The 26255-nt window shown below is 37.5% G+C and carries 24 protein-coding genes and 1 other annotated feature; of the genes, 3 read left to right on the top strand and 21 right to left on the bottom strand.

The annotated features are described in order from the left end of the window. Window positions 1-13: 13 nt before the first annotated feature. Together remA and VBD025_RS12775 are read right to left on the bottom strand one after the other, a co-directional pair. The gene (remA, locus tag VBD025_RS12770; RefSeq protein WP_430786045.1) at window positions 14-274 is read right to left on the bottom strand and encodes an extracellular matrix/biofilm regulator RemA; all 261 of its coding nucleotides are present in this window, start codon (window positions 272-274) and stop codon (window positions 14-16) included. A 209-nt stretch (window positions 275-483) separates the two neighbouring features. Next, window positions 484-3138, bottom strand: a complete 2655-nt coding sequence (locus VBD025_RS12775) for a calcium-translocating P-type ATPase, SERCA-type (protein ID WP_430786047.1) — start codon at window positions 3136-3138, stop codon at window positions 484-486. A 119-nt stretch (window positions 3139-3257) separates the two neighbouring features. Here VBD025_RS12775 and VBD025_RS12780 point away from each other — a divergent pair, with 119 nt between their 5' ends. Next, window positions 3258-4979, top strand: a complete 1722-nt coding sequence (locus VBD025_RS12780) for an Rqc2 family fibronectin-binding protein (protein ID WP_430786049.1) — start codon at window positions 3258-3260, stop codon at window positions 4977-4979. 34 nt (window positions 4980-5013) lie between these two features. Here VBD025_RS12780 and VBD025_RS12785 read toward each other — a convergent pair whose 3' ends face one another. Beyond that, window positions 5014-5433 carry an organic hydroperoxide resistance protein gene (locus tag VBD025_RS12785; protein WP_430786051.1) on the bottom strand — a complete coding sequence of 140 codons (420 nt, stop codon included), beginning with the start codon at window positions 5431-5433 and terminating at the stop codon, window positions 5014-5016. Between the two features lie 64 nt (window positions 5434-5497). Continuing rightward, entirely contained in the window at window positions 5498-6358 is an 861-nt protein-coding gene (locus VBD025_RS12790) for a LysR family transcriptional regulator (RefSeq protein ID WP_430786053.1), read from the bottom strand. A gap of 122 nt (window positions 6359-6480) precedes the next feature. Between VBD025_RS12790 and VBD025_RS12795 the strand changes: the two genes are divergently transcribed. After that, window positions 6481-7245 carry a class I SAM-dependent methyltransferase gene (locus tag VBD025_RS12795; RefSeq protein WP_430786055.1) on the top strand — a complete coding sequence of 255 codons (765 nt, stop codon included), beginning with the start codon at window positions 6481-6483 and terminating at the stop codon, window positions 7243-7245. A 357-nt stretch (window positions 7246-7602) separates the two neighbouring features. Further along, complete coding sequence (locus VBD025_RS12800; protein WP_430786057.1) at window positions 7603-8220, top strand: hypothetical protein; 618 nt, start codon at window positions 7603-7605, stop codon at window positions 8218-8220. Window positions 8221-8446: 226 nt separating this feature from the next. On the opposite strand, the gene pyrE is transcribed toward VBD025_RS12800, so the two are convergent. The 17 genes from pyrE to VBD025_RS12885 all read right to left on the bottom strand — a co-directional run bounded on the left by pyrE (window position 8447) and on the right by VBD025_RS12885 (window position 26242). Then, window positions 8447-9061 carry an orotate phosphoribosyltransferase gene (gene pyrE / locus VBD025_RS12805; protein ID WP_430786059.1) on the bottom strand — a complete coding sequence of 205 codons (615 nt, stop codon included), beginning with the start codon at window positions 9059-9061 and terminating at the stop codon, window positions 8447-8449. Continuing rightward, window positions 9045-9761, bottom strand: coding sequence for an orotidine-5'-phosphate decarboxylase (gene pyrF / locus VBD025_RS12810; RefSeq protein ID WP_430786061.1), 717 nt, complete (start codon window positions 9759-9761; stop codon window positions 9045-9047). Before pyrF ends, pyrE begins: the two co-directional genes overlap by 17 nt. Continuing rightward, the gene (locus tag VBD025_RS12815; RefSeq protein ID WP_430786063.1) at window positions 9758-10672 is read right to left on the bottom strand and encodes a dihydroorotate dehydrogenase; all 915 of its coding nucleotides are present in this window, start codon (window positions 10670-10672) and stop codon (window positions 9758-9760) included. The genes pyrF and VBD025_RS12815 overlap by 4 nt, the downstream gene beginning before the upstream one ends. Then, window positions 10669-11424, bottom strand: a complete 756-nt coding sequence (locus tag VBD025_RS12820) for a dihydroorotate dehydrogenase electron transfer subunit (protein ID WP_430786065.1) — start codon at window positions 11422-11424, stop codon at window positions 10669-10671. The genes VBD025_RS12815 and VBD025_RS12820 overlap by 4 nt, the downstream gene beginning before the upstream one ends. Beyond that, window positions 11421-14621 carry a carbamoyl-phosphate synthase large subunit gene (gene carB, locus VBD025_RS12825; RefSeq protein WP_430786067.1) on the bottom strand — a complete coding sequence of 1067 codons (3201 nt, stop codon included), beginning with the start codon at window positions 14619-14621 and terminating at the stop codon, window positions 11421-11423. The genes VBD025_RS12820 and carB overlap by 4 nt, the downstream gene beginning before the upstream one ends. Continuing rightward, on the bottom strand, window positions 14614-15714 hold the full coding sequence (gene carA, locus VBD025_RS12830; protein WP_430786069.1) for a glutamine-hydrolyzing carbamoyl-phosphate synthase small subunit: 1101 nt from the start codon (window positions 15712-15714) through the stop codon (window positions 14614-14616). The genes carB and carA overlap by 8 nt, the downstream gene beginning before the upstream one ends. Beyond that, window positions 15707-16990, bottom strand: coding sequence for a dihydroorotase (locus tag VBD025_RS12835; RefSeq protein WP_430791406.1), 1284 nt, complete (start codon window positions 16988-16990; stop codon window positions 15707-15709). Before VBD025_RS12835 ends, carA begins: the two co-directional genes overlap by 8 nt. Further along, window positions 16944-17873: an aspartate carbamoyltransferase catalytic subunit gene (locus tag VBD025_RS12840; protein ID WP_430786071.1), complete on the bottom strand. Its 930-nt coding sequence runs from the start codon at window positions 17871-17873 to the stop codon at window positions 16944-16946. The genes VBD025_RS12835 and VBD025_RS12840 overlap by 47 nt, the downstream gene beginning before the upstream one ends. Window positions 17874-18015: 142 nt before the next feature. Further along, the gene (pyrR, locus tag VBD025_RS12845; RefSeq protein ID WP_430786073.1) at window positions 18016-18564 is read right to left on the bottom strand and encodes a bifunctional pyr operon transcriptional regulator/uracil phosphoribosyltransferase PyrR; all 549 of its coding nucleotides are present in this window, start codon (window positions 18562-18564) and stop codon (window positions 18016-18018) included. A 219-nt stretch (window positions 18565-18783) separates the two neighbouring features. Then, window positions 18784-19695, bottom strand: a complete 912-nt coding sequence (locus VBD025_RS12850) for an RluA family pseudouridine synthase (RefSeq protein WP_430786075.1) — start codon at window positions 19693-19695, stop codon at window positions 18784-18786. Further along, on the bottom strand, window positions 19692-20168 hold the full coding sequence (gene lspA / locus VBD025_RS12855) for a signal peptidase II (RefSeq protein WP_430786077.1): 477 nt from the start codon (window positions 20166-20168) through the stop codon (window positions 19692-19694). Before lspA ends, VBD025_RS12850 begins: the two co-directional genes overlap by 4 nt. Before the next feature lie 100 nt (window positions 20169-20268). Continuing rightward, a complete protein-coding gene (ileS, locus tag VBD025_RS12860; RefSeq protein WP_430786079.1) occupies window positions 20269-23025 on the bottom strand; it encodes an isoleucine--tRNA ligase in 2757 nt (918 codons plus the stop codon). 145 nt (window positions 23026-23170) lie between these two features. After that, window positions 23171-23391 (bottom strand) — a binding site (T-box leader). Window positions 23392-23448: 57 nt separating this feature from the next. Further along, window positions 23449-23952 carry a DivIVA domain-containing protein gene (locus VBD025_RS12865; RefSeq protein WP_430786081.1) on the bottom strand — a complete coding sequence of 168 codons (504 nt, stop codon included), beginning with the start codon at window positions 23950-23952 and terminating at the stop codon, window positions 23449-23451. A gap of 109 nt (window positions 23953-24061) precedes the next feature. Then, a complete protein-coding gene (locus VBD025_RS12870) occupies window positions 24062-24838 on the bottom strand; it encodes an RNA-binding protein (protein WP_430786083.1) in 777 nt (258 codons plus the stop codon). Between the two features lie 3 nt (window positions 24839-24841). Next, window positions 24842-25117 (bottom strand): YggT family protein, encoded by a 276-nt coding sequence (locus VBD025_RS12875; RefSeq protein WP_430786085.1) that lies wholly within the window; start codon window positions 25115-25117, stop codon window positions 24842-24844. Window positions 25118-25123: 6 nt separating this feature from the next. Continuing rightward, window positions 25124-25552 (bottom strand): cell division protein SepF, encoded by a 429-nt coding sequence (locus VBD025_RS12880; protein WP_430786087.1) that lies wholly within the window; start codon window positions 25550-25552, stop codon window positions 25124-25126. A 12-nt stretch (window positions 25553-25564) separates the two neighbouring features. After that, window positions 25565-26242: a YggS family pyridoxal phosphate-dependent enzyme gene (locus tag VBD025_RS12885; RefSeq protein WP_430786089.1), complete on the bottom strand. Its 678-nt coding sequence runs from the start codon at window positions 26240-26242 to the stop codon at window positions 25565-25567. Window positions 26243-26255: the final 13 nt, after the last annotated feature.

Consider the following 26255-nt stretch of genomic DNA (forward strand, 5'->3'; position numbering starts at 1 on the left):
GCAGTACCTCCTATTATTCATCTGAAACTTCTTCATGGCTTAACACACGCTGACCTACTGTTTCTGGCTGAACAGCTGACAGTACAACATGATCACTGTCTGTAATAATTACAGCTCTTGTGCGTCTGCCATAAGTAGCATCGACTAGTTTATTCGTTTCTCTTGCTACGGTAATAATTCGCTTGATTGGTGCTGATTCTGGTGAAACAATAGAAATAATACGGTTGGCAGACACTACATTACCAAAACCTATATTAATTAGTCTTAAACTCAAACTTAGCTCCCCCTTAGAAGTACCTCTGTTCGTGCTTCTGTAATCTTTAGTATGTATATTATAATAAATATTTCATGCAAAACTCAACCATTTCGGAAGCTCGTTTTTGCTCACTCTTTCTATTATACCTTTTTTAGACGAAAAAGAAAAACTCCTTCCTTCGTAAATAAAAGGAAGAAGTATTGGTATTAGTCATTCGACTACGTTTTTCATTTTTTTGTGAACCCAAAAAATACGGTTGGGATTGCACTTAATGCTACTATAAATATCCAGTCCCGAACACCAAGGAATACTGTATGGAATACTGGTTGTAATGGTTCAAAATAGATCACACATAACAATAAAACAACAGACGATAATACTGCCAGCAGCAAATATTTATTACCAAAAGGATTTCTCGTGAAGACAGAACGCTCACTCCGGCAGTCAAAAACATGGATCAACTGTGCCATAACAAGTGTGGTAAACGCCATTGTCTGCGCATAAATCAGGTTATCAGGATTATCCTGATAGCTCATCATAAATGCGAACAAGGTCACGAGTCCTATTAAGATACCCCTGCTAACTATTTTAAAGCCCAATCCTCTAGCAAACACTCCCTCTTTTGGATGTCTGGGTTTTCTGCTCATAACATCTGACTCTGGCTGATCAAGTCCCAAAGCTAATGCAGGAAGGCCATCCGTTACTAAATTGACCCACAATATTTGAACCGGTACAAGAGGTAACGGCAGACCAAGCATTACGGCAAAAAGCATTACTAATATTTCACCGACGTTTGAAGCCAATAAATAACGGATAAACTTTCGAATGTTTTCATAGATATTTCGTCCTTCATGAATGGCTGCTTTAATTGTAGCAAAGTTATCATCCATTAGAATAAGAGATGATGCTTCCTTCGCCACATCCGTTCCACTACGTCCCATACTAATCCCAATGTTACTGGCTTTAATCGCTGGAGCATCATTAACTCCATCACCAGTCATCGCTACAATATGACCAACTTGTTGAAAAGCATCTACTATTTTCAACTTATGCTCAGGAGTAACTCGAGCAAAAACATATACACGATCAATAATTTCAATTAACTCTTTCTGGGACATCTGATTTAGTTGATATCCATCAAGAACTAGCCCATCCTCAGGCAGCAGATTTAAATTGATGGCGATTGCTCGTGCAGTCTTCTCATGATCTCCCGTAATCATAACTGTTTTAATTCCAGCTTCCTTACATGACTCGATAGCCGCTTTTACCTCTTTTCTAGGCGGGTCGATCATACCGTATAAGCCAATAAATGTAAGATCATTCTCTAGTATTCCCTCATCCTGTTTACTGACAGAAGTTATCGGTTTGATTGCAATTGCGATCGTGCGTAATGCTTTCTCACCCATTCCGTTTATTACAGCATTTATTTTTGTTTTGTCGTCCGCTCTCATTAAGCGTTTTTCGTTATTGGAAAGTATTGAGTTTGACCTCGGCAATAAAACATCCGGAGCGCCTTTTGTGATCAGAAATTGACGTTTATTTTCATCTTCCACGATCATGCTCATACGTTTTCTTGTTGAATCAAATGGAATTTCTCTCACTACTCGATACACTTCTCCATCAGCCGTTGATAAACCCAATTTTCTGGCAGCTACAAGTAGTGCACCATCAGTTGGATCACCATTAATATAATTTTTACCTTTTTTAACCATTAACGAAGCATTATTACAAAGCATTCCATACAAAAGCATAGATTTAAGCTGTGGAAATTGATGATTAATCTTGGAATTGTTAGAATAAAAATCTCCGAGAATATCGTATCCTTCACCTGTAACGCTCACCATTTTATCATTCACATAAATTTCTTTAACTGTCATCTGATTTTCAGTCATGGTCCCGGTTTTATCTGAGCATATTACGGATGCACTTCCTAAGGTTTCGACAGCAGAAAGTTTTCGAACAATAGCTTTCTTCTTAATCATTCGCTGGACCCCAAGTGATAAAGCCACCGTAACAATCGCTGGTAATCCCTCTGGAATCGCAGCGACGGCAAGTGATACTCCAGCAAGAAACATGTTGTAAACAGGGTGTCCCTGATAGACTCCAACTATAACCACCAATGCAGTGAGAATAAGTGCAACGATAATCAATATCTTCCCTAGTTCTGCTAGTTTATGTTCCAGTGGGGTAATGGTTTTCTTCGTCTTAACCATGAGAGATGCAATTTGTCCCATTGCGGTATTCATCCCTGTGCCAACAACAATACCAATACCAGAACCTCTAGTGACCAAAGTACCCATAAACGCCATATTCGATTGATCTTGTGGGCCGAGATCATCTTTTCTAATTGAATTTGAATACTTAGGAACCGGCAAGGATTCTCCTGTCAAAGTAGACTCTTCTGTTTCCATACTTTTTGAGTCTATTACTCTAATATCAGCAGGAATTCGGTCACCACTTCTAATTTGTACAATATCCCCCACTACAATATCTTTAGATGGCAATTGCACCCATGCTTTGTCCCTTAACACATAAGCAAAAGGAGCGGATAATTCTTTTAATTTTGCCAAAGATTTCTCTGCCTTCTGTTCCTGAAAAAAACCGATAAATCCGTTAACAAAAACAATAACCATTATAGCTATCGCATCTATAAACTCGCCTAGTAACCCAGCAATTAATGTCGCAGCCAATAATACCAGAACCATAAAGTCCTGAAATTGTTTAATAAAAATTAACCATTTTGCAGTTTCTTTCCCTGACTCCAACTCATTTGCACCATGTTGTTTTCTTCTTGTTTCGACTTGCTTTGACTTAAGTCCCTCTTCTGTTTTAACGTGAAGCTGTTCTTCAAGTGATTCTTTGTCTAATTGATACCACTGCAAAACACACCCCTCCATCCAAGTCCCTTTTCTATCAAGAAAAAGATAAATTTAGCTTTCTCTTATCGATATGTATGCAGACTTGTCCTGAAAAATGCTATAATTGCGCTTGAGGTGATTGCATGCCATTCGATGGAATTGTAACAAGAGCACTAGTAAATGAATGGAATAAGGATATTGTTCCAGGTAAAATCAACAAAATTTATCAACCTACAGACACAGAAATAGTTTTTACGATACGAAGTAACGGGAAGAACCGAACACTACTATTTTCGATTCACCCCATGTATGCACGTATTCATACAACACATGATACGTATACAAATCCAAAAGAAGCACCTATGTTTTGTATGATACTTCGTAAATATCTATCCGGGGCGGTCATTGAATCAATAAGCCAGGATGGAATGGAACGAATCATAACATTTGAATTTAAAACTAGAAATGAAATTGGGGATGTTACACATAAGTCCCTCGTAATCGAACTTATGGGTAAACATAGTAATTTAATGCTTATCGACCAGGAAAAAGGACATATCATTGATAGCCTGAAACATATTTCCATGGCGCAAAACCGCCATCGAACAATATTACCTGGTCATGAATACATTCATCCTCCATCCCAGGACAAACTAAACATTCTGGAATGCAGTGCGGATGCGTTCATCAGAAAGATTGATTTCAATCAAGGGAAAATTGAGAATCAAATCGTTAAGACATTAAGTGGTGTATCGCCACTGATTGCCCGGGAATTAGTAGACCAGGCAAAGCTTGGATCTAGGGAAACATATATGAATATCTTCAATGAATTACAATCCTCAATTAAAAATTGTAATTTCAAACCAGCTATCTATATTCATAAAAAAGAAGATTTCCATGCATTAAAATTAGAAACATTAGATGCTGAAGTTGAAGCATATGAAAGTACGAATGAGATGCTGGATGCATTCTTTTCTGGAAAAGCTGAACGCGATCGCGTAAAGCAACAGGCAAAAGACCTGTATCGTTTTATAAAAAATGAAAAAGATAAAAATGAACGTAAATTAAAAAAACATTATCAAACCATCAAAAAAGCAAATGGAGCAGACAAGTTCCAGCACTTAGGTGAGTTACTGACTGCGAATATGCATGTTGTTAAAAAGGGAGATAAATCAGTGGTTGTAACAGATTACTATGATCCGGAACAACGGGAGCTGACTATTGAGCTGAACCCAAACAAAACTCCTAGTGAAAATACGCAGAGCTTCTTCAAGACCTATCAGAAGTTAAAGACATCAAAAAAGATAGTCGAAAAAGAGATCAGAAAAACTAAGAGCGAGTTAAACTATCTAGATCAGTTACTGCAGCAAATAGACGTTGCTCGAGAAGAAGATGTGGAAGATATACGTGAAGAACTGCGTGATGAGGGATATTTAAAAAGACAACGCACGAAACATAAGAAGAAAAACAAAAAAGGATTACCAAAACCTGACGCCTATCAAGCTACTGACGGTACGCCAATACTTGTCGGGAAAAACAACAAACAAAATGAGTATGTTACCAATAAACTAGCACATCGCGATCATATCTGGCTGCACACAAAAGATATTCCAGGATCCCATGTGGTTATCCAGGATAGTAAGCCAAGCGAAGAAACGTTAATGGAAGCAGCTCATTTAGCAGCTTTTTTCAGCAAATCACAACAATCTTCATCTGTTCCGGTAGATTATACGTCAATCAGACACGTAAAAAAACCAAATGGTGCCAAACCAGGGTTTGTTACGTACGACAATCAAAAAACGTTGTTTGTAACTCCTGATAAAAAGATGGTAGAAACATTAAAATCAAACAAAGAAAAAGGATGATCCAATTCGGATCATCCTTTTTCACTACTATAGTTTATACAGCTTTTGCGTTCAATGTTACATTAACATTGCCACGAGTTGCTTTAGAATACGGGCAAACACCATGGGCTTCTTCTACAAGTTTATCTGCATCCTCTTGGCTGACACCATTAACAGAAACATTTAGTGTTACTTCTATTTTAAAACCACCATCTTCTTCATCCTTACAGAAACTAACCTCTGCAGTAGTTTCAGATTCAATTTTTTTATCCTGATTTGCTGCAACTAAATTTAACGCCCCATCAAAGCAGGAAGAATAGGTAGCAGCGAATAATTGTTCTGGATTTGAACCTTTATCTTTTTTATTGGTAGCTGGATTTACTAAATTTAAATCGATTAACCCATCTTCAGATTTAACATGACCATCACGACCGTTTTTTGCTGTTGCTTTTGAAGTAAAAATTACCTTACTCATATATTCAGCACTCCTTTTTTTATAGTATATTTATCTATTCCACTATGCTTTCGATACTAAACAATTATATATATTTCTTTTCTAAAACAATTTCCAGAAACTTTTCTACCTGGGGCAGCTTTTTAACTTCTTCCTGGTAACAAACCCACGTGCTTCTAGTTACACTTTTGTTATTTAGCGTAAGTTCTAAATGTGGATATTCGTCCATCATTGTGTCGGATACACTCTTTGGTAAAACTGCCATGCCAAGTCCCTGCTTCATAAATTGCTTACACGTTTCTATTTGATCCACTCGTATCGTCTTCGCTGGCTTGATGTGACTTTGATGATGATACAACCAGTTGTCAACTAATTCATGCATACTATCATCACTTTTAAAAGCTATTAATGGCCGTTCCTTTAATTTATTTTTTGGGAATGGCTCCGTATCAAAAATATATAATGGATCTTCAAATATTCGGTTGCATGTACTTTCTCTCAATTTTTCGCCTCTAATAATACACACATGATAATTTTTATGATCCCGTTTAATATCTTCACTGATTCCGGTAACAAGATCTATACTCACATTTGGATAGGATTCAGTATACGCTGCAAGCATAGCTGGTAAAAAACGTTGGCTTATTAGTGATGAACAAGCAATTGATAAAGTACCTTGGACTATATCACTTGACTCAATCAAATTATTTTTTAAAGCTTCTTCCCCATCAACTACAGATTTTGCATGTGTAAGAATCATTTCTCCCACCGGTGTCAGAATAAGTTTTTTAGATGTTCGTATGAAAATGATCTGACCAAAGTGCGCTTCTATGTATTTAAGTCGTTGTGTCACAGCTGGCTGCGAGATTAATATTGCCTTTGCTGTTCCACGTATCGTTCCAATTTCCTGTAATTTTACTAACAGGATATAATCATCAATTTTCATTATATGTTCTCCCCTAGTATAAGAATAAGTTATTACTATCGATTATAAACCAGTATTTTACTTATTGCATTATTCAACATATGATTAATGTATAAATTGACTCTGAGAAAGAAGGTAAAAAAATGAAAGACAAAGAAAATGTGAAAAAAGCATTTGCGAAAAACAGTAATGCCTACGTTACCAGTTCGACCCATGGATCAGGTATAGACCTACCCTTATTAATCGAATGGTTAAATCCGAATTCAAGTATGATTGCACTTGATATTGCAACGGGCGGAGGGCATGTTGCCAAACAACTTTCCCCACACGTTAAGAAGGTGATAGCCACTGATCTAACCGAAGAAATGCTAACAAATACCGCAACTCACTTAAAGCAGTTTACAAATATCAGCTTTACGATTGCAGACGCTGAAGAATTACCGTTTGAAGACAATTCTTTTCATATCGTTACTTGCCGAATTGCGGCACATCACTTTCCGCATCCCGAAAATTTTATTTCTGAAGTTTCTCGCGTATTAAAACCTAATGGGAAATTTATTTTCATTGATAATATTGCACCTGAACGAGTAGCACTTGATAACTTTGTTAACAAATTTGAAAAAATGCGTGATTACAGTCATGTACGTTCCTTGCCAATTACAAAATGGAAACAGTATTTGACATCCTATCAATTGCCAGTACTGCACGAAAAAACTAGAAAGAAAACATTACCATATAACGAGTGGTTAAACCGCATGGTAGATGATAAGGAAAAAAAACGTGAAGTTACATCGTACATGAAGGATGCGCCTGAAAACCTACGTGAGTATTTTCAAATCAAACTATTGAAAGATCAAGTACATTCATTTGCTATAGACGAGTGGATGGTAATGTGCATGAAAAAGTAACTATTTTACCTAATTTGTGAAACTTTTATGAATAGTATTCGTAAATAGATTAATATTTCACAAAGGGAGGAATTTAATATTCGAATTATTACCGCTATCACTCTACTAGTAATACTGTTAACGGCATGTTCACCAGCAGAATCTAAACCAGAAACTAAAGATCCAATAAAGGATGAACCGAAGGAGAACGTTATTGTAACAGAAGATGATGCAGTTATATTTACGATTATCAATACGAAGAATGCTCCTCAAGATGATGTAGAGGAATTAAAGAATGAGATTTTAGATGCATATAACATAATAGTCACAGACTCGATAGATACAGAATATACCCCTGCAAAAAACATTAACATTCATTTGCTGAAAGGAACGAGACAATCTACAGGATATAGAAACGATATTAAACTTTATGCTAATAAGATCGATCAATACCCGATAGTTCATGAAATGACACATACCCTATTAGGTTACGGTGAAAATTTCGGTTCAACTAGAGGATTTTTCACACAAGAAGGATATGCAGTTTATATGGAAAGTGAGTACGGAGAATCCACACTGATGAATTATGGTTTTTCCACACATGAAATAGTGAAATTACTTATGAATAAAGATAAAAACTTACCATTAAACAAATTAATTACTCAAGGATTCGACACTAGCTACTTTAGACCAGTGATGAATGATCCGGGAGATAATGCACTTCAATGGATGAGTTATATGCATGCAGGATCATTTGTAACGTATTTAATTGAAAAATACGGAAGGGAAGATTTTGAGAAAGTCTATAATCAGGCTAATCTACCCAAGAAATTAAATGAAGTTTATGGGAAATCAGAACAAGAATTAGAGAAAGAATGGCTGACATATATTGAAAATACAAGTGAAATTACAGCTGAGGAAAAAGAAATGGTTGATAACTTGGATAACCTGAATGCAATTATCAATTCAATTGATGAGGATCTTTTTCAGAGGTAACTAACATGACCACTACTTTGAATAGTAGTGGTCATGTTAGTTTTTATAATTTATAAGAAATAGCGCGGTAATCGGATCATATCGCGCAGTGTATTATACAAATAGCGCGGCGGTGGCAAAATTTCGCGCACCAGCAGCATATCTCGCGAAAATGGGTACTGATTGTTCGATTTTATTAGGATTGTGCGCGATATTAACAAACTGTCGTACGATTAGTTCCATGTCTTTATAAACTGCTGCGCCACTCCTGTAACTTTTCTTTTTCACTGCTCGTAATCGTACCATCTTCAGCTAATAAAGTAAGAAGTTCCTCATAATTAGTGATGGTATCAAAGTCTATCTTTGCTTCTGAAAATTTCCTTACTGATTTTTCCAACCCGTATGTAAAAATGGCCAGTACACCTAACACTTCCGCTCCTTCATTTTGAAGTGCTTGAGCAGATTCTATTGATGAACCACCAGTTGAGATTAAATCCTCAATTACTACTACTTTTTGGCCCTTTTCAAAATGACCTTCAATCTGGTTCCCTTTTCCGTGTCCTTTAGGCTTAGAACGTACGTATACCATTGGAAGATCAAGCTTATCAGCAAGCCAGGCTGCGTGCGGTATCCCTGCTGTAGCACAGCCAGCTATCACATCTGGCCGAACCTCCATTTGCTCAATTAGCTCAACGAATCCCTGCACGATTTTTTTACGAGTAGATGGATATGACATTGTTAGTCGATTATCACAATAAATAGGTGACTTGATACCTGAAGTCCAGGTGAAATAGTTATCTGTTTTAATTTGTATAGCTTTTATTTCTAATAGCTCCTTGGCTATTTCATGACCTAATCCCATTTTTCCACTCCTCGATAACTTTTTTGTATGCTGCCATTGGGTCTGCTGCTTTTGTAACAGTTCGACCTAATACTAAAATATCTGAGCCGTTATCTCGCGCAAAACCCGGCGTAGCAATTCGCTTCTGATCGTTAATATCTGATTCTTCTAACCTGATTCCAGGTGTAACCGTTAAAAATGAAGAACCGCATACTCCCTTGATTGCTTTGGCTTCATGTACTGAGCATACAACTCCATCTGCACCATTTTGATTCGAAAAATCAGCGAAATGAAGTACATTTTCATGAAGTTTTCCTGGCAATCTGAGTTCATTATTCATGGCTTCCTCATCCATTGAGGTAAGCACTGTTACGGCAATTAATTTTGTAGTATTGGCTGAACTGGAGCCAGCCAGCAAACCTTCTTTCGCTCGTTGTATCATTTCACTTCCGCCAAGTGCATGAACGTTAACCATATCTACATTAAGCTTTGCTATATTTCTCATTGCTTTGTTTACTGTAGTTGGAATATCATGCAATTTCAGATCAAGAAAAACGGTGTGATTAGCTTCTTTTAATTTTTCAATCACTTGTGGACCTTCCCGGTAAAACAACTCCATACCAACTTTTACCGGTACACCCTGGAATTCATGCGTGTCTATGAACGTCTTTGCCTCAACCCATGTAGGGAAATCTAACGACAAATACATGTTTTTGTTCATGCTTCATGCCCCTTCCCAATTGCATCCTCAACTGAATCAAAGCCATATTTCTTTAATGCATTAGGTAATTCTTCAATTAGTTCCGGACAAATATATGGATTTTGAAAATTAGCTGTTCCAACTGCTACAGCACTCGCCCCTGCTAACAAAAATTCAATAACATCATCCACATTAGTGACTCCACCCATCCCGATGATTGGTATCGAGACATGTTTCTTCACTTCATAAATCATACGAATTGCTACTGGTTTTATGGCAGGACCTGATAACCCACCTGTTTTATTGGCCAATAACGGTCTTTTACTCGGGAGATGGATTTGCATACCGGATAATGTGTTAATCATGGATAACCCGTCCGCACCAGCTTCTTCTACAGCTGCAGCCATCGATACGATATCTGTAACATTTGGAGATAACTTCACATAAACTGGTAAATTACTGGCTTTTTTCACAACTCTTGTCACGTTTGCTGCCATTTCAGGATCTGTTCCAAATTGAATGCCGCCTTCTTTTACATTTGGGCATGAAATATTCAACTCTAGAGCATATACAGATTCTGTCTCATTAAAAGCAGCAGCTACTTTCTCGTATTCTTCTAAAGTACTTCCAGCAACATTTGCAATAATTGGCACCTGATAGTTAGCGAGGAACGGTACCTCCGTGTCAATAATTTTTTCAACACCAGGATTCTGTAAACCAATCGCATTCAGCATTCCACCTGATGTCTCCGCAACTCGAGGTGTTTTATTACCGAAACGACTTGTACCAGTAGCAGCCTTCATGATAACAGCACCTAACTTCTGCAAATCATAAAATTCACTGTATTCTCTTCCAAATCCAAAACATCCCGACGCTGGCATAATTGGATTTTTCAATTTCAAACCAGGCAGATTTATTGTTAGTTCTGTCATAAGCTCACCTCACTTGCCTCAAAGACCGGACCATCTTTACATATTTTCTTATAGCCGCCTTGATTGTCAGTAGGAATAACACAGGAGAAACATGCGCCTACACCACAACCCATACGTTCTTCTAAAGATATATAGCCTTTTTCACCACGTAATGTATTGGTTACGGCCTTAAGCATAGGGAGTGGACCACACGAGTAGTAACAGTCAAATTCCCCCACACCATCTAACACATCTGTAACAAATCCATCATGACCATAAGTGCCATCGTTTGTTGTGATGAATGTTTCACCTAAATTATTAAATTCATTTTCATAAAAAATACTATCAGCGGTTTGAAATCCTAAAACTGATTTTATTTTCACACCTTGTTGAGCAAGCTTTTTACCAAGGCAGTATAGTGGTGGAATACCAATTCCCCCACCAACTAACAGGACAGTTTTATTTTTGTTGGAATCAATAGTAAAACCATTACCACTAGGACCAAGGGCACTAATTTCCATACCTGTCTGGTATCTGGAAAGTGCCTTTGTCCCCTCCCCCAGCTGCTTAAATAGTATAGTAACCGAATGATTCTCTCTATCAATGTTTGCTATGGAAATAGGTCGTCTTAACGTATGCCCTTCTACCCCCATATGCAAAAACTGTCCAGCTACTGCTGTTTCACTAATATAGGCATTCTTTAAGATCATTTCGGTTGTATCCAGGGCAATTTCTTTAGCTTGAACAACAGTTAAAATCTCTTTTTTCATCATACTTGAACTGCCTTTTTGCCAGTCATCGGTTTTGCACTGAATGTCGTTGAATCAATTACATTTAAAATTGCATTTGCTGTATCAAGACTTGTTAAACATGCGATACCATATTCAACTGCTTCACGGCGAATCATAAAGCCATCCGAACGAGGCTTTTTCCCTGAAGTGAGCGTATTAATTACAAATTGTACTTCTCCATTTTCAATGATAGAAAGAACGTTTGGTTCATCTGATCCAATTTTTTCTACCTCTGTAACTGGAATTCCGTTTTGTTTAACAAAATTTGCAGTTCCTGATGTTGCATACAGCTGGAATCCAAGCTGATGGAAACGATCTGCAATTTCAAGTGTTTCCTGCTTATCTTTATCTGCTACTGTTAATAACACAGAACCTTGCTGCGGTACTTTCAACCCTGATGCGATAAGACCTTTGTATAATGCTTTTTCCAATGTTTGGTCATGGCCAATTGCTTCTCCAGTCGATTTCATTTCTGGCCCCAAAATCGTGTCTACGCTTCGTAATTTTTCAAAGGAGAAAACTGGTACTTTTACAGATACACTGTCCTGTTCAGGTAAGATTCCTGAAGAGTAACCCATCGATTTTAATGATTCCCCTAAAATACATCTAGTTGCAAGGTTAGCCATTGTAACGCCGGTAACTTTGCTTAAAAAAGGAATTGTTCTGCTCGCTCTAGGATTTACTTCCAGTACAAACACTTCATCCTTTTGAACAATAAATTGGATATTGATTAAACCTTTTACATTTAATCCTTTTGCTATCTTAACTGTTGCTTCCATACATCTTTGTTTAACTGTCTCACTGATGCGTTGTGGTGGATATACGGCAATCGAATCACCTGAATGGACTCCTGCCCGCTCAATATGTTCCATAATCCCAGGCACGATAGTCGTTTCTCCGTCGCTTATTGCGTCAACTTCCACTTCAATTCCAGTAATATATTTATCAATTAATATCGGATGTTTATCGTCTGTGCTACTGAACTTGGTTAGATAACCATTTAATTCTTCATCATCATAAACTATTTCCATTCTGCTTCCGCCGATTACGTAGGAAGGTCTTACAAGTACAGGATAACCAATTTCATTCGCTACTTTTAACGCCTGATTTAATTTCAGTACCGATTTGCCCTGTGGACGCTGTAAATCCAATTCGTCGAGCAACTGTTCAAATTTGTCTCTGTCCTCTGCTTTATCGATTGCTTCTAGGTCTGTTCCTAAAATTTTTACTCCACGACGCTGCAATCCATCAGCTAAGTTGATCGCTGTTTGTCCGCCAAACTGCACAATAACGCCTTCCGGATTTTCCAGGTTAATTACGTGCATCACATCTTCAAGTGTTAACGGTTCAAAATACAATTTATCCGAGATACTGAAGTCTGTTGAAACAGTTTCCGGGTTATTATTCATAATAATGGATTCATAGCCCATCTCTTTAATTGCCATAACTGAATGTACGGTAGCATAATCAAACTCGATACCCTGGCCAATTCGAATTGGACCTGAACCTAGCACAAGGATTTTTTTACGGTCAGACTTTACTGATTCATTTTCATCCTCGTACGTACTGTAAAAGTAAGGAGTTTCAGATTCAAATTCCGCTGCACATGTATCCACCATTTTGTATACCGGTGATAATTCATTTTTCATACGCAGTTCATAAACCTCGTCTATTGTTGTTTCCCACATTCTAGCTACCTGTGCATCCGAGAATCCTAGCTGCTTCACTTTAGATAATAATTGAAGATCATCTTTATTTTCATGCAACTCTTGCTCTAATGTGATTAATCGTTCAATTTTAACTAAGAAAAACCGGTCAATTTTTGTATGTTCGAATATCTCCTCTACTGTCATTCCACGCCTGATCACCTCAGCTAGAACAAATAACCTTTCGTCATCTGCTTTCTTTAGGCGTTTTGTTAAATCATCCAGTGATACGCTGGTAAGTGATTTTAACCAAAGGTCCTCTGTTCCGATATCCAGAGATCGAACTCCTTTTAACAAAGATTCTTCAAAATTACGGCCTATTGCCATTATTTCTCCAGTAGCCTTCATCTGAGTACCAAGATTCCTGTCCCCTGTAATAAATTTGTCAAAAGGGAATCGAGGAATTTTCGTTACAACGTAATCCAAAGCAGGTTCAAAGCAAGCATACGTTTTTCCTGTAATCGGATTTAAAATTTCATCCAGCGTCATGCCAATTGCAATTTTTGCCGCTACTTTCGCAATAGGATAGCCGGTTGCTTTTGATGCCAGTGCAGATGAACGGCTGACTCTTGGGTTTACCTCTATAATAAAGTAGTTAAAACTATTCGGATCTAGTGCCAATTGCACATTACATCCACCTTCAATCTCCAACGCACGAATGATTTTAAGCGATGCATTACGCAGCATCTGATATTCCCGATCACTAAGTGTTTGAGAAGGGGCAACAACTATCGAGTCACCAGTATGAATTCCTACAGGGTCTACATTTTCCATATTACATACAACTATTGCCTGATCATTCTTATCACGCATCACTTCGTACTCTACTTCTTTAAATCCAGCAATGTTTCGCTCAATAAGACATTGATTAACTGGTGATAGCGACAACCCGTTTCGCGTAATCTCGCGAAGCTCCTGCTCGCTGTAACACATTCCACCACCAGTTCCACCTAATGTATAAGCTGGTCGAACAATAAGTGGAAAGCCTATTTCATTAGCAAAATCCACTGCCTTCTCTACTGTATTTACAATTTGACTTTCAGGGACTGGTTCATTTAATTCATGCATGAGTGTACGGAATAATTCACGATCTTCTGCCTTTTGTATTGCCTCTAGTGATGTTCCAAGAAGATTTACATTATATTCAGCTAAAATTCCTGACTCTTCCAAGGCAACTGCCAGATTTAACCCAGTTTGGCCACCAAGTGTTGGTAATAACGCATCTGGTTGTTCCTTACGAATAATTTTTGTCAAAAACTCAACAGATAGTGGTTCCATGTACACCTTATCTGCTACCGTATGGTCAGTCATAATGGTTGCTGGGTTTGAGTTTGCTAATATCACCTGATAGCCTTCTTCTCTTAGGGCTTGACATGCTTGTGTTCCAGAGTAATCAAATTCTGCTGCTTGTCCAATAACAATTGGACCAGACCCAATCACAAGGATTTTCTTGATTGATGTATTTTTAGGCATATGTCTCCTCCTCCTTCTTCGCTTGAACCTCTTTTATCATTGTCATAAAGCTATCAAATAAATAATTCGTATCTTCCGGACCAGGTGAACTTTCTGGATGATATTGCACGGTGAATGCAGGATACGTTTTATGTTTAATTCCTTCAACAGTATTATCATTTAATGCTACTTGCGTAAGTACCAAATCTGTTTTCTCTAACGTATCTGGTCTTACCGCATAACTGTGGTTCTGAGAAGTTAAATAAGTTTTGTTTATCTCTAAATCTTTTACAGGGTGATTCGAGCCGCGGTGACCAAACTTCATTTTCACCGTATCTGCTCCACAAGCTAACGCGAATAATTGATGGCCTAAACAAATTCCGAATAACGGAATCTTACCTAGTACTTCTTTAACCATTTCAATCGCTTCCGGAACATCTTTTGGATCTCCAGGACCATTCGTTAACATAATGCCGTCTGGTTTTAATCTTAAAATGCTTTCTGCACTATAGTTGTAAGGAACAACAGTTACGTGGCAGCTGCGTTTCGTAAGTTCCCGTAATATGCCGTGTTTCATTCCAAAATCAACTAATACAATCCGCTTGCCCCGACCAGGTACAACATAAGGCTTTACGGTTGATGTTTGGCTTACCTGATCTGTCATAAACGATTGATTCTTTAGATCCTTTAAAAGCTCGTCCGTTGACTCGGAAGCATCAGCAATCAACGCTTTCATCGTTCCATGCTTTCGGATGATCTTTGTCAGCTTTCTAGTATCTATTCCTGAAATTCCAGGAATGTCATTAGCTTTCAAGTAAGAACAAAGGCTTTCCTCACTTCGGAAGTTTGATGGATAATCACACAACTCTTTTACCACAAATCCATGAATAAAAGGAGTTACTGTTTCAAAGTCATCACGGTTTATCCCATAATTGCCTACTAAAGGATAGGTCATCGTAACAATTTGCCCACAGTATGAAGGATCCGAAATAATTTCCTGATATCCTGTCATTCCAGTATTAAATACGACTTCACCTGACTTTTTTTTGTCACTGCCAAACCCTTCACCAATAAATACTGTTCCATCTTCTAGCACTAGTTGACGTTTAGACATATAAATCCTCCTTAAAAACTACTTTTCCTTCTGCGATAGTCATAACGGGTTTACTTACTACCTTCCAATCATGAAATGGTGTATTTTTTCCTTTAGATAGAAATTGATTTTTGTTTATTTTTGTTTCTGTTTCCAGGTTAACGATTGTAATGTCAGCAAGTTCATTTTCTTCTAATTTTCCATAAGGTAAGTTAAATACTTGAGCTGGCTTTATCGTTAACCATTCGACTAGTTGATTTAACGTTATTATTCCTGGTTTCACTAAGTGTGTATAAAGTAGAGAAAAAGCTGTTTCTAATCCCACAATACCAAATGGTGATTTTAAGAATCCCTCTGCTTTTTCAGATTCTGCGTGAGGAGCATGATCAGTTGCAATAAAATCGATGGTTCCATCGATTAAACCTTCTAACAATGCTTCTTGATCCGCTTTACTTCTAAGTGGTGGATTCATTTTAAAATTCGTATCATCTTCTGTTATTGCCTCTTCGTTTAACAGTAAATGATGTGGTGTTACTTCTGCAGTTACATGGATACCTGCTTTTTTCGCATCACGAATCACGCGTACTGATTCTTTTGTACTAACATGGCAGACATGGTAATGTGCACCAGCTGCTTCAGCAAGAAGTACATCACGTGCAATTTGAACGGATTCACTTAATGAAGGGATTCCTGGAAGATTCATACGTTCACTTACTGCTCCCTGGTGAACGACACCACCATAGACGATGGAATTATCCTCACAATGCGCTACAATTGGCTTATTACATGCAGCAGCTTTTTTCATAGCTCGTAGCATAAAGTCTGCTGTTTGAATGCCCACACCATCGTCTGTAAAAGCAAATATTCCTTTGTCTGCTATTTTGTTGATTTCTGTTAATTCCTTGCCTTTTAGCCCTTTTGTTATCGCCGCATAAGGCAGGACGCGTACCGATGCAGTTTCCTCGATTCTGTCAAATAACGCCTGTACAGATTCTTCGCTATCTGGAACTGGAGAAGTATTTGGCATGGAACAAACTGTTGTGTACCCGCCTCTTGCAGCAGCCTTTGTACCAGTTTCAATTGTCTCCTTATGTTCTCCACCCGGTTCGCGCAAATGAATGTGAACATCGATAAATCCTGGAAACACCATATTGTTTTTACAATCAATAACTTTGGCTTCATCAGAAGAAATGTTTGTATCGATTTTCTTGATGTGATTACCCTCGATTAAAATATCGACCTTTTCAGTTTCATTTGTTTTCGTTAATCGAGTTGTGTTTTTCAGTAAGATGTTCATCATACATTCCCCATTCCTTTAATAATGTTGTAATGATTGCCATTCGTACAAACACACCGTTATTCATTTGCTTAAAAATCCTTGAACGGTTGCATTCAACTAATTCTGATGCTATTTCAACCCCTCTATTTATGGGAGCGGGATGTAATATAATTGCTCGGTTTTTCATCTTTTGTTCGCGCTCAATTGTTAATCCATAATTTTCAAGGTAGGCATTCACATCGTAACTATTCATTTCGTGTCTTTCATGCTGAATTCTTAATAGCATTAGAACATCACCTGATTCAACCGCTTCATCTATCGTTACATATGGGATATCCAGTGTCTTATCTTCAAACCCTGGTGCAGCTGCAAAATAAACATCTGCTCCCAATGTTCTAAGCGCCTGGGCATTTGAACGAGCAACCCGACTGTGCTTAATGTCCCCAACAATTACCACCTTTAATCCATTAAAATGCCCATACTCCTGATAGATGGTTAATAGATCCAGCATGCATTGTGTGGGATGCTCTCCTTTTCCTGCGCCAGCATTAATAATTGGAACTGGAAGTCTGTCGAGTAAGTCTTTATACCAATCGTCATCCTGATGACGAACGACTAACAGGTTTGCCCCAATAGACTGAACGGTCTTAACGGTATCGTATAATGACTCACCTTTCGCTATACTCGATGACTCCATTTGTAAGTCCAGTAATTCCATACCGAGTTTTCTCTCAGCTACGAGAAAGCTCAATTTAGTACGCGTACTTGGTTCAAAAAAAAGGTTAGCAGCAAACAACTGATTTTGACTAATTGGATGGTGTTGTCTATATTGTTCAGCTAACTTAATAATAGGTATGATTTCATCTGCAGTCAGGTCCTTTGTAGATACAAAATGCTTCATAAACACCCACCTTAATGTAGTTATTCGTCTATCAGTATATTAAAAAAACCTCTTTGCAGAAGGCGCAAAGAGGTATACGTGCAGAAATCCACACGTTACATTGACAACCTTCTAAATCTCTCTGGATTCAGTTAAAGGTATGCTATTCCATTTTTTCAAAAATACTTACTTGATCTTGCTGATCTGTCTCGTCTAACTGTACAACGATTACTTCTTTATCCGATGTAGGAATATTTTTACCTACATAATCAGCACGAATAGGTAATTCACGATGACCCCTATCAATCAGGACACCTAATTGAATCTGCGCTGGGCGCCCAAGATCCATAACCGCATCCATTGCTGCACGAACTGTCCTTCCAGTAAATAAAACATCATCGATTAAGATAACATTTTTATTTGTTAAGTTTACATCAATATTCGTATCCTTCAATTCTGGCTCATTTGTTCCTGTGTTTTTCTTTAAATCGTCACGATACAACGTAATATCTAATTCTCCGATAGGAACAGTAATGTTTTCTATTTGTCTAATTTTATCTTGAAGCCTTTTCGTAATTGGTATACCGCGGGTTTTAATCCCAATAAGAACGAGATTTTCACCGCCTTTATTTTTTTCAACTATTTCATGCGCTATTCGAGTTAAAGCTCGATTGATAGCTGGCTGATCTAAGACAACTGTTTTTTCTCTCATGATTAACCCACCTTTAGAATAACTCGGCATTTGCTTATAACTTTAATACTTTCTTTACATGCAATAAAAATCCCTTTTCTCCGTGAGGAAAAAAGGGATTTAGAAACATATAGATTGATAACCTATATGTTTATCACGGTTTCCTTTTTAGCCTCACGGGACTATCTTTAAAGGTTCAACTATTCATTTGTTTTAGTATGACAAACTATGCGATTTGTGTCAATACATTTTTTGTATCTGCTCGAGCAAATCAGTGAAAACCTGTGGTGGTTCTACTTCGAATTTAAGCCATTCATTCGTTCGCGGATGACTGAATCCAAGTGATTTTGCATGTAATGCCTGTCCGTCAGAATCAAGAGTTTTTCGCTGTCCATATTTTGGATCACCTACTAGAGGATATCCAATATATTTAAAGTGTACTCGAATTTGATGTGTTCTGCCTGTTTCAAGCTGACATTCAACATGGGTGAAATTCGTAAATCGGTTCAAAACACTAAAATGTGTAACTGCTGGTCTCCCATTATTCACGATACCCATTCGCTGTCTGTCTTTTGGATCGCGAGCTATTGGAGCATCAATCAACCCTGTCTCGTGTTCAATTATTCCATGCACAACTGCCTCATATTTACGTTCTACTTTTTTATTCGATAGCTGCTCAGCTAGACTGGCATGAGCTACGTCATTTTTAGCAACTACTAATAACCCACTGGTATCTTTATCAATTCGGTGAACAATACCTGGGCGTTCTACGTCATTGATGCCTGACAGGTCATCACAATGGTAAAGAAGTGCATTTACTAAAGTACCACCTGCATGACCTGCTGATGGGTGAACAACCATACCTTTTGGCTTATTTATCACTATTACATCTGAATCCTCATAAATAATATCAAGTGGTATATTTTCCGCTTCAACTTCCAAAGGTTTTGGCACAGGAATGGACCATTTTACTACGTCACCTTCCTGACACTTATACTTCGTCTTAACTTCCTCATCATTAACTTTCACTAAGCCTTCGTTAATCCACGTTTGAACTTGAGATCTGGAATTATCAGGATTAATATCAGCCATTAGCTTATCTATTCTTACTTTATTCTGTTCAACTTCTACTACATGCTGCTTCTCTGTCATACTGTATTATTTCCTTTCTTTTTCTGCTTTTCTTCAAAGAATGTTGCAATTAATATTAATGTCACTCCAACCACTAGAGACGAGTCGGCAACATTAAAGATTGGAAAATCATAGCCGAATATAATAAAATCCAAGAAATCAACTACTTCTCCTCTAAATAGACGGTCAATGAAATTTCCAATCGCACCGCCGAGAATAAAGCTCAGCGAAACAGCTAAGAACTTATCATTTCGCGCGTATTTTTGCATGTAATAAATAACGCCTAATACTACTACAGTTGTTACAATGTAGAAGAATATCATTTTTCCTTCTAGGATGCCCCATGCAGCACCTTTATTACGATGTGAAGTTAAATGAAAGAAGTTTTCTACAATCGTAATTTGTTCATATAATTCCATGTTTTTTATCACGACCCATTTTGTTAACTGGTCGATTATGATAATAATAGCTGCAATTATGTAATACACGTACATTCATTTTCCCCCGATCAAACTCTCTGCTTAATAATAGTATAACATGACTTAGAAAATCCTCCACTTATACAAGAGGAGGATTTTCTGTAAAGCCAAATTGTTATACAGAATAATTTTTCTTCACTATATCTGCACATCGTGTGCACAATTCAGGATGATCTTTATCTTCTCCTACCGTTTCAGATGCAATCCAGCAACGTTCACATTTATCACCTGGATGTTTTTCAACTTTCACATCTACATAACGGTAAGAAGACGTACCATCTGCTTCATTACTTATTTCCGCACTTGAAACAATTAATAGCTGATGTAGTTCTGGAATTTCATTTAATACTTCTTTTGTTTTTTCATCTTTAGCTAATATGGTTAACTTAGCTTCTAATGATTTACCAATGACCTTCTCATTACGCGCTTCTTCTAGTGCCTTAAATACATCGTCCCGCACACTCATGAAGTGATCCCACTTCGTTTTTAATGCTTCTGTTTCTAAAATAGCATGAGGTTCTGGGATATCAGTCAGTTGAACACTATCCGTTTCTGTTCCAGGAATGTACTCCCACACCTCTTCTGTTGTATGTGGAATAATCGGAGTCAACAGTTGTACCATTGTTTTTAAGATATCATAGTACACGGTTTGAATACTTCTGCGACGTACATTGTCTGCTGCCTCAATATACAAGATATCTTTTGCAAAATCTAAATAGAATGAGCTTAAATCAACCGCACAGAAATTATGCACCTGGTGATAAATAGTAGAAAACTCATATTTATCATAGCCTGATCGAATATTTTTATTCAGCTGCTGCAGACGATGAAGCATATATTTATCGACTTCCTGCAGATCCTCTACAGCTACACGATCTGTTTCAGGGTTAAAGTCAGCTAAATTAGCAAGCATGAATCGGAACGTATTTCTGATTTTACGGTATGCTTCAGAAACATGCTTTAGGATATCTTGAGAAATACGTACATCTGATTGATAGTCCACAGATGAAACCCATAGACGCAAAATATCTGACCCCAGTTGTTTTTGAACTTTTGCTGGACTCATAATATTTCCAAGTGATTTACTCATTTTTCTGCCATTACCATCTAAAACGAAACCATGACTGATAATATTTTCATATGGCGACTTACCAGTAACAGCTACAGAAGTTGATAATGATGAATTAAACCAGCCTCGGTACTGGTCACTTCCCTCTAAGTAAACATCGGCTGGGCGACGATGATCTTCGCGGCCTACTAATACTGCTTCGTGCGAGGAACCAGAATCAAACCATACATCCATAATGTCAGTTTCCTTTGTAAACGTTCCATTAGGGCTATGTTCAGAAGTAAAGCCCTCAGGTAAAAGGTCTTTCGCCTCACGTTCAAACCAGACATTTGATCCGTGCTCACTAAACAATTTGGAAATATATTCGATGGTTTCTTCAGTGATAATAGGCGTTTGATCTTCTGCATAGAATACCGGAATTGGAACACCCCAAGCGCGCTGACGGGAAATACACCAATCTTCACGGTCACGAACCATATTATACAATCTGGTTTCACCCCAGCTTGGATGCCAGTTTATCCGGTTAATTTCTTTCAAAATATCATCTCGGAAATCTTTAATTGATGCGAACCATTGCGAGGTCGCACGGAAAATAGTCGGCTTTTTAGTGCGCCAATCATGCGGATAGGAATGCTTAATAAAGGAAAGCTTCAATAACGCTCCTACCTCTTCAAGTTTCTCCGTAATTGGTTTGTTAGCTTCATCGTAAAACAATCCTTCAAATCCTGGAGCTTCATTAGTAAAGACACCTTTATCGTCTACTGGACATAATGCCTCAAGACCATATTTTTTAGCTACATAAAAATCATCTTCACCATGTCCTGGAGCAGTGTGAACACACCCTGTCCCTGCTTCTGTCGTTACATGGTCACCTAACATAATAATCGAGTCGCGATCATAAAATGGATGTTTTGTAACTACATTGTCAGCTTCCTTACCTTTAAATGTTTTAAGTACTTTCGGGTTATCCCATTCCAGTTCAGTGGAGACTGCTTCAAGTAATTCTTCAGCAACAACAAATTTTTCTCCATTAACCTCAACGACTGCATAATCAAATTTAGGATGTAAACTAATACCTAGATTAGCAGGAATAGTCCAAGGGGTCGTAGTCCAGATAATGAATTTTTCTCCACCATCAAGCAGACCTTTTCCATCCGTTACTTCAAATCCGACATAGATTGAGGCTGAGCGTTTATCATGGTATTCAATTTCTGCTTCAGCAAGCGCTGATTCTGAAGAAGGAGACCAGTAAACAGGTTTTAGACCTTTATAGATATAACCTTTGTTCGCCATTTCCCCAAATACTTTAATTTGTGCAGCTTCATAGCTTTTATTTAGAGTAATATAAGGATTGTCCCAGTCTCCTCGGACGCCAAGCTGTTTAAACTGGTCACGCTGGTTATCAATTTGCCCCATCGCGTAATCCGCACACTTTTGTCTGAACTCTGCAATACTCAACTCTTTACGTTTCACTTTTTTGTTTTTTGTGAGCGCCGTTTCAATTGGTAAACCGTGGGTATCCCAACCCGGAACATATGGCGCACTAAAGCCGGTCATCGATTTATAACGTGTAATAAAATCCTTTAAAATTTTATTTAGCGCGTGACCAATGTGCAAATCTCCATTAGCATACGGAGGTCCATCGTGCAAAATAAACTTGGGACGATCTTTTGTCCGTTCCAGACCTTTTTCATAAATATTATTATCTTCCCACTGTTTTTGACGAATCGGTTCTTTGTTAGGCAGATTTCCACGCATTGGAAAATCCGTTTTAGGCATTAGTAGTGTGTCTTTGTAGTCCATAATTATTTCCTCCATATCGTTTAGATAATTTGAATACTTGTCTTATCGCCAATCCTGAATGGCAAAAGCATTAGTTTTACTTATACCGGCACTTTCGCTAAATTTTTATACTTTTCTAACGTATAAAAAAAGCCTTCTGCATCCCAAAAGGGACGAGAAGACTCGCGGTACCACCCTTATAAACTTAAAAATTAGCTTTAAATTCACTCGAGGTTCTTAACGTGAACGAATCGTCCAATTCTCCTCAGTAAAGAATTGATTGGATACTCAGGAGTGATTTTCAAATTGCTTCTGTACCAGGCTCTCACCACTCCCAGCTCGCTTAAACAGATTAAACAATTATACTGTCTCCGTCCTTGTATGTTGCATTATTAATTTTATTATATCATATATAGTATGTAAAATTGCTTTAAACGTCAAGAACTAAGATTTATTTTCAGCAAAATCCAGTTCTTCGCCCAGATCAACATTGAACAATTGGTCCCAGTCATCAGTACCAATCATTTCTAATTGAGCTTCTACAAGCATTCTGAGTCTCGTACGGAATACCTTGCCCTGCTTCTTAAGCTCTTCAACATCCATTTCAATTCGGCGTGATTTATTAAGTGCCTCATTAATGATTCTGTCGGCGTTCTTTTCAGCTTCCTTGATAATTAACTTTGATTCTTTCATAGCGTTGCCACGAACTTCCTCGGCTGTTTCCTGAGCGATTAAAATAGATTTATTGAGTGTAGTCTCAATGTTTGTGAAGTGTCCCAGTTTTTCGTTCAACTGCTCTACTTTTTCTTTTAATTCTTTACGATCGCGAATTACCAATTCATAATCCTTTATTACCTGATCAAGAAATTCGTTTACTTCATCTTCATCATAACCTCTAAAACTTCTTGTAAACTCTTTGTTATGGATATCTAATGGTGATAATGGCACAAAGGCCACCTCCTTACGTAATTTATAAAACTATATCTATTAATTAAAAATATATGCTCCATTAAGTTTTATTCGACACGATTCAGTTAAATCCTGCACAAACAACAAACTATTTTAGTTTTGCAATGGTAATTTTAAATTTGTCTTTTTTAGTCATCCCGTTTACTCGCTCTAATTTACTTCTTCCCTTACCTTTAAAAGAAATAAGATCATTTTCTTGAACTGTAAAAGAACGGTCTTCTACAATTCGATAATTTACTTTAACAAGCTTTTTAGTTATCCCATCAGATGCAGCTTGTCTTGAGATGGAATATATTTCTTTAATAATACTATCTAAACGCATAGATGAGACCAGCTTATCTTCTTCTGCCCAATTTAATTCTTTTTCAATTAAATCACTGCTCGGTCTGTTTGTAAGTTTGATAGTCGACTTTTTAATTGATGTTAAATTCGTCAATACATATGCACTAATTTCATCTGCTACTAACATCTGAATTAATCCATCCTGAACAACGATGTCGCCAAGTTTTTTTCGATCGAGCCCCAGTGACAGGAACGCACCCATTACATCAGGATGCGATAGTGTAACGAATTTCTCATGATAAGTAGCCTGCAGAAGAATGACTCCGAAATCATTTTGTTCAATTTCTTCATAGCTTGGAGCGATAATAGCACGTTTTCGCTCAGAGTAGCGGCCCCCTCCGAACAATTGCATCGTCAATTCACTATTTGCAGTGTCGATCAGCATGGAAAAAATTTGCTGCTCTCGTGGATCTAGGAAATCAGTAACGATCGATTGATACGATCGCTCAACTTGGTCTTTCAAAGACAGTACACGGTCAATAAAAGGATGTTCTTCCGATCTATAATGCTGATAAATATCCATTCCCTAAAAAAGTCCAGACAACATGTTAAAGAATACTAGTAATCCATAATCTCTTGCCAGAAATAAAACAAAAATCGCCACTAGTGGGGATAGATCAATCATACCAATTGGTGGAATAATCTTTCTGAAGGGCTCTAGAAATGGTTCACATATACTTGTTAAAAATCTTCCTATAGCAGACTCACGTGCACCAGGAAACCATGACATAAAGATATAAACAATTAGTGCGTAACTATATAGTTGTAAACCTAAATAAATTATTGAGTATAATTCGTTCATTAGTTGTTACCATCCTTTTTCAAATTCGTCGTCATTATTAACATTTTCTGTGATAGAACCAGATACATCTACATTATCCGGTGTACACAGGAATGTATCCGCGCCAAGCTTTTGTATATCACCATTAATAGCATAAACTGTTCCGCTTAAAAAATCGACAATTCGAGTTGCTTGTCCCCGATCAACCCGCTGCAAATTTACCACAACGGCTCGTCTGTTTACAATATTATCAGCTATTTCCTGTGCTTCTCCATATGTACGCGGCTCGCTCAATACTACTTTTGAAGATGATTGCTGCAGACTTTTTAAATTCACTACGTTTTGTTTTGATTGTTTCTGCTCAGAACTGTCAGCCGAAGAATCTTCTTGTTCTTCAACATATTCATACTCATCTTCCATTGTGAAGAACGTTTTAATTTTATTTTTTATACTCATGTTTACACCTCACTAATTTTTTGATCCGACTAACGTTGAACCAATTCGTATATGAGTAGCACCTTCCTCGACAGCAATTCCGAAATCATTGCTCATCCCCATAGATAAAAATTCACATGGTGCGTGAGACAACTTTTTGTTTCTGAGCTGATCCCTTTTTTCCCTCAATGCCTGAAACGTTTCACGCAGTACTTCTTCATTTTCTGTGTGCGGTGCCATAGTCATAAGACCGACCACTTTGATATTTGGGTAATTCTGAAGTGTGGTAATAAATGTGTCTATTTCATTTAGCGCAATACCATGCTTCGAATTTTCACCACTTACATTTACTTGCACAAAACAATTAACGGATTGCTTAGCACGCTTGTCTATTTCAATTGCTAACGATTTTCGGTCCAATGAATGTACGTAATCAATCTTATCTATAACATCTTTAACTTTTCTTGACTGCAGCGATCCTATAAAATGCCATTTCACTTTCTCATGTAAAGATTCATATTTATCTAAAAAACCCTCTAAACGATTTTCGCCAATATTTTCAATTCCTGCTCGAACTGCTTCTATTGTTCGTTCTATTGTAACATATTTCGTAACGCCAATAATGGTTATTTCATCAGGGTTACGATTACTGTTCCTGCATGCATTTTCTATAGTGGATTTAATCTTCGTTAAGTTATCAGTTACTTGCAAAATTCCTAGATCC

It is taken from the genome of Virgibacillus flavescens (assembly GCF_050574275.1).
Lineage (GTDB): Bacteria > Bacillota > Bacilli > Bacillales > Amphibacillaceae > Virgibacillus_F > Virgibacillus_F flavescens.

What these genes read in the sequence shown, in the direction of transcription:
- VBD025_RS12780 (WP_430786049.1), top strand. Translation starts at nt 3,258, where the DNA reads ATGCCATTCGATGGAATTGTAACAAGAGCACTAGTAAATGAATGGAAT.
- VBD025_RS12785 (WP_430786051.1), bottom strand. Translation starts at nt 5,433, where the DNA reads ATGAGTAAGGTAATTTTTACTTCAAAAGCAACAGCAAAAAACGGTCGT.
- VBD025_RS12790 (WP_430786053.1), bottom strand. Translation starts at nt 6,358, where the DNA reads ATGAAAATTGATGATTATATCCTGTTAGTAAAATTACAGGAAATTGGA.
- VBD025_RS12795 (WP_430786055.1), top strand. Translation starts at nt 6,481, where the DNA reads ATGAAAGACAAAGAAAATGTGAAAAAAGCATTTGCGAAAAACAGTAAT.
- pyrE (WP_430786059.1), bottom strand. Translation starts at nt 9,061, where the DNA reads ATGGGATTAGGTCATGAAATAGCCAAGGAGCTATTAGAAATAAAAGCT.
- pyrF (WP_430786061.1), bottom strand. Translation starts at nt 9,761, where the DNA reads ATGAACAAAAACATGTATTTGTCGTTAGATTTCCCTACATGGGTTGAG.
- VBD025_RS12815 (WP_430786063.1), bottom strand. Translation starts at nt 10,672, where the DNA reads ATGACAGAACTAACAATAAATCTGCCTGGTTTGAAATTGAAAAATCCA.
- VBD025_RS12820 (WP_430786065.1), bottom strand. Translation starts at nt 11,424, where the DNA reads ATGATGAAAAAAGAGATTTTAACTGTTGTTCAAGCTAAAGAAATTGCC.
- carB (WP_430786067.1), bottom strand. Translation starts at nt 14,621, where the DNA reads ATGCCTAAAAATACATCAATCAAGAAAATCCTTGTGATTGGGTCTGGT.
- carA (WP_430786069.1), bottom strand. Translation starts at nt 15,714, where the DNA reads ATGTCTAAACGTCAACTAGTGCTAGAAGATGGAACAGTATTTATTGGT.
- VBD025_RS12835 (WP_430791406.1), bottom strand. Translation starts at nt 16,990, where the DNA reads ATGAACATCTTACTGAAAAACACAACTCGATTAACGAAAACAAATGAA.
- VBD025_RS12840 (WP_430786071.1), bottom strand. Translation starts at nt 17,873, where the DNA reads ATGAAGCATTTTGTATCTACAAAGGACCTGACTGCAGATGAAATCATA.
- pyrR (WP_430786073.1), bottom strand. Translation starts at nt 18,564, where the DNA reads ATGAGAGAAAAAACAGTTGTCTTAGATCAGCCAGCTATCAATCGAGCT.
- VBD025_RS12850 (WP_430786075.1), bottom strand. Translation starts at nt 19,695, where the DNA reads ATGACAGAGAAGCAGCATGTAGTAGAAGTTGAACAGAATAAAGTAAGA.
- lspA (WP_430786077.1), bottom strand. Translation starts at nt 20,168, where the DNA reads ATGTACGTGTATTACATAATTGCAGCTATTATTATCATAATCGACCAG.
- ileS (WP_430786079.1), bottom strand. Translation starts at nt 23,025, where the DNA reads ATGGACTACAAAGACACACTACTAATGCCTAAAACGGATTTTCCAATG.
- VBD025_RS12870 (WP_430786083.1), bottom strand. Translation starts at nt 24,838, where the DNA reads ATGGATATTTATCAGCATTATAGATCGGAAGAACATCCTTTTATTGAC.
- VBD025_RS12875 (WP_430786085.1), bottom strand. Translation starts at nt 25,117, where the DNA reads ATGAACGAATTATACTCAATAATTTATTTAGGTTTACAACTATATAGT.
- VBD025_RS12880 (WP_430786087.1), bottom strand. Translation starts at nt 25,552, where the DNA reads ATGAGTATAAAAAATAAAATTAAAACGTTCTTCACAATGGAAGATGAG.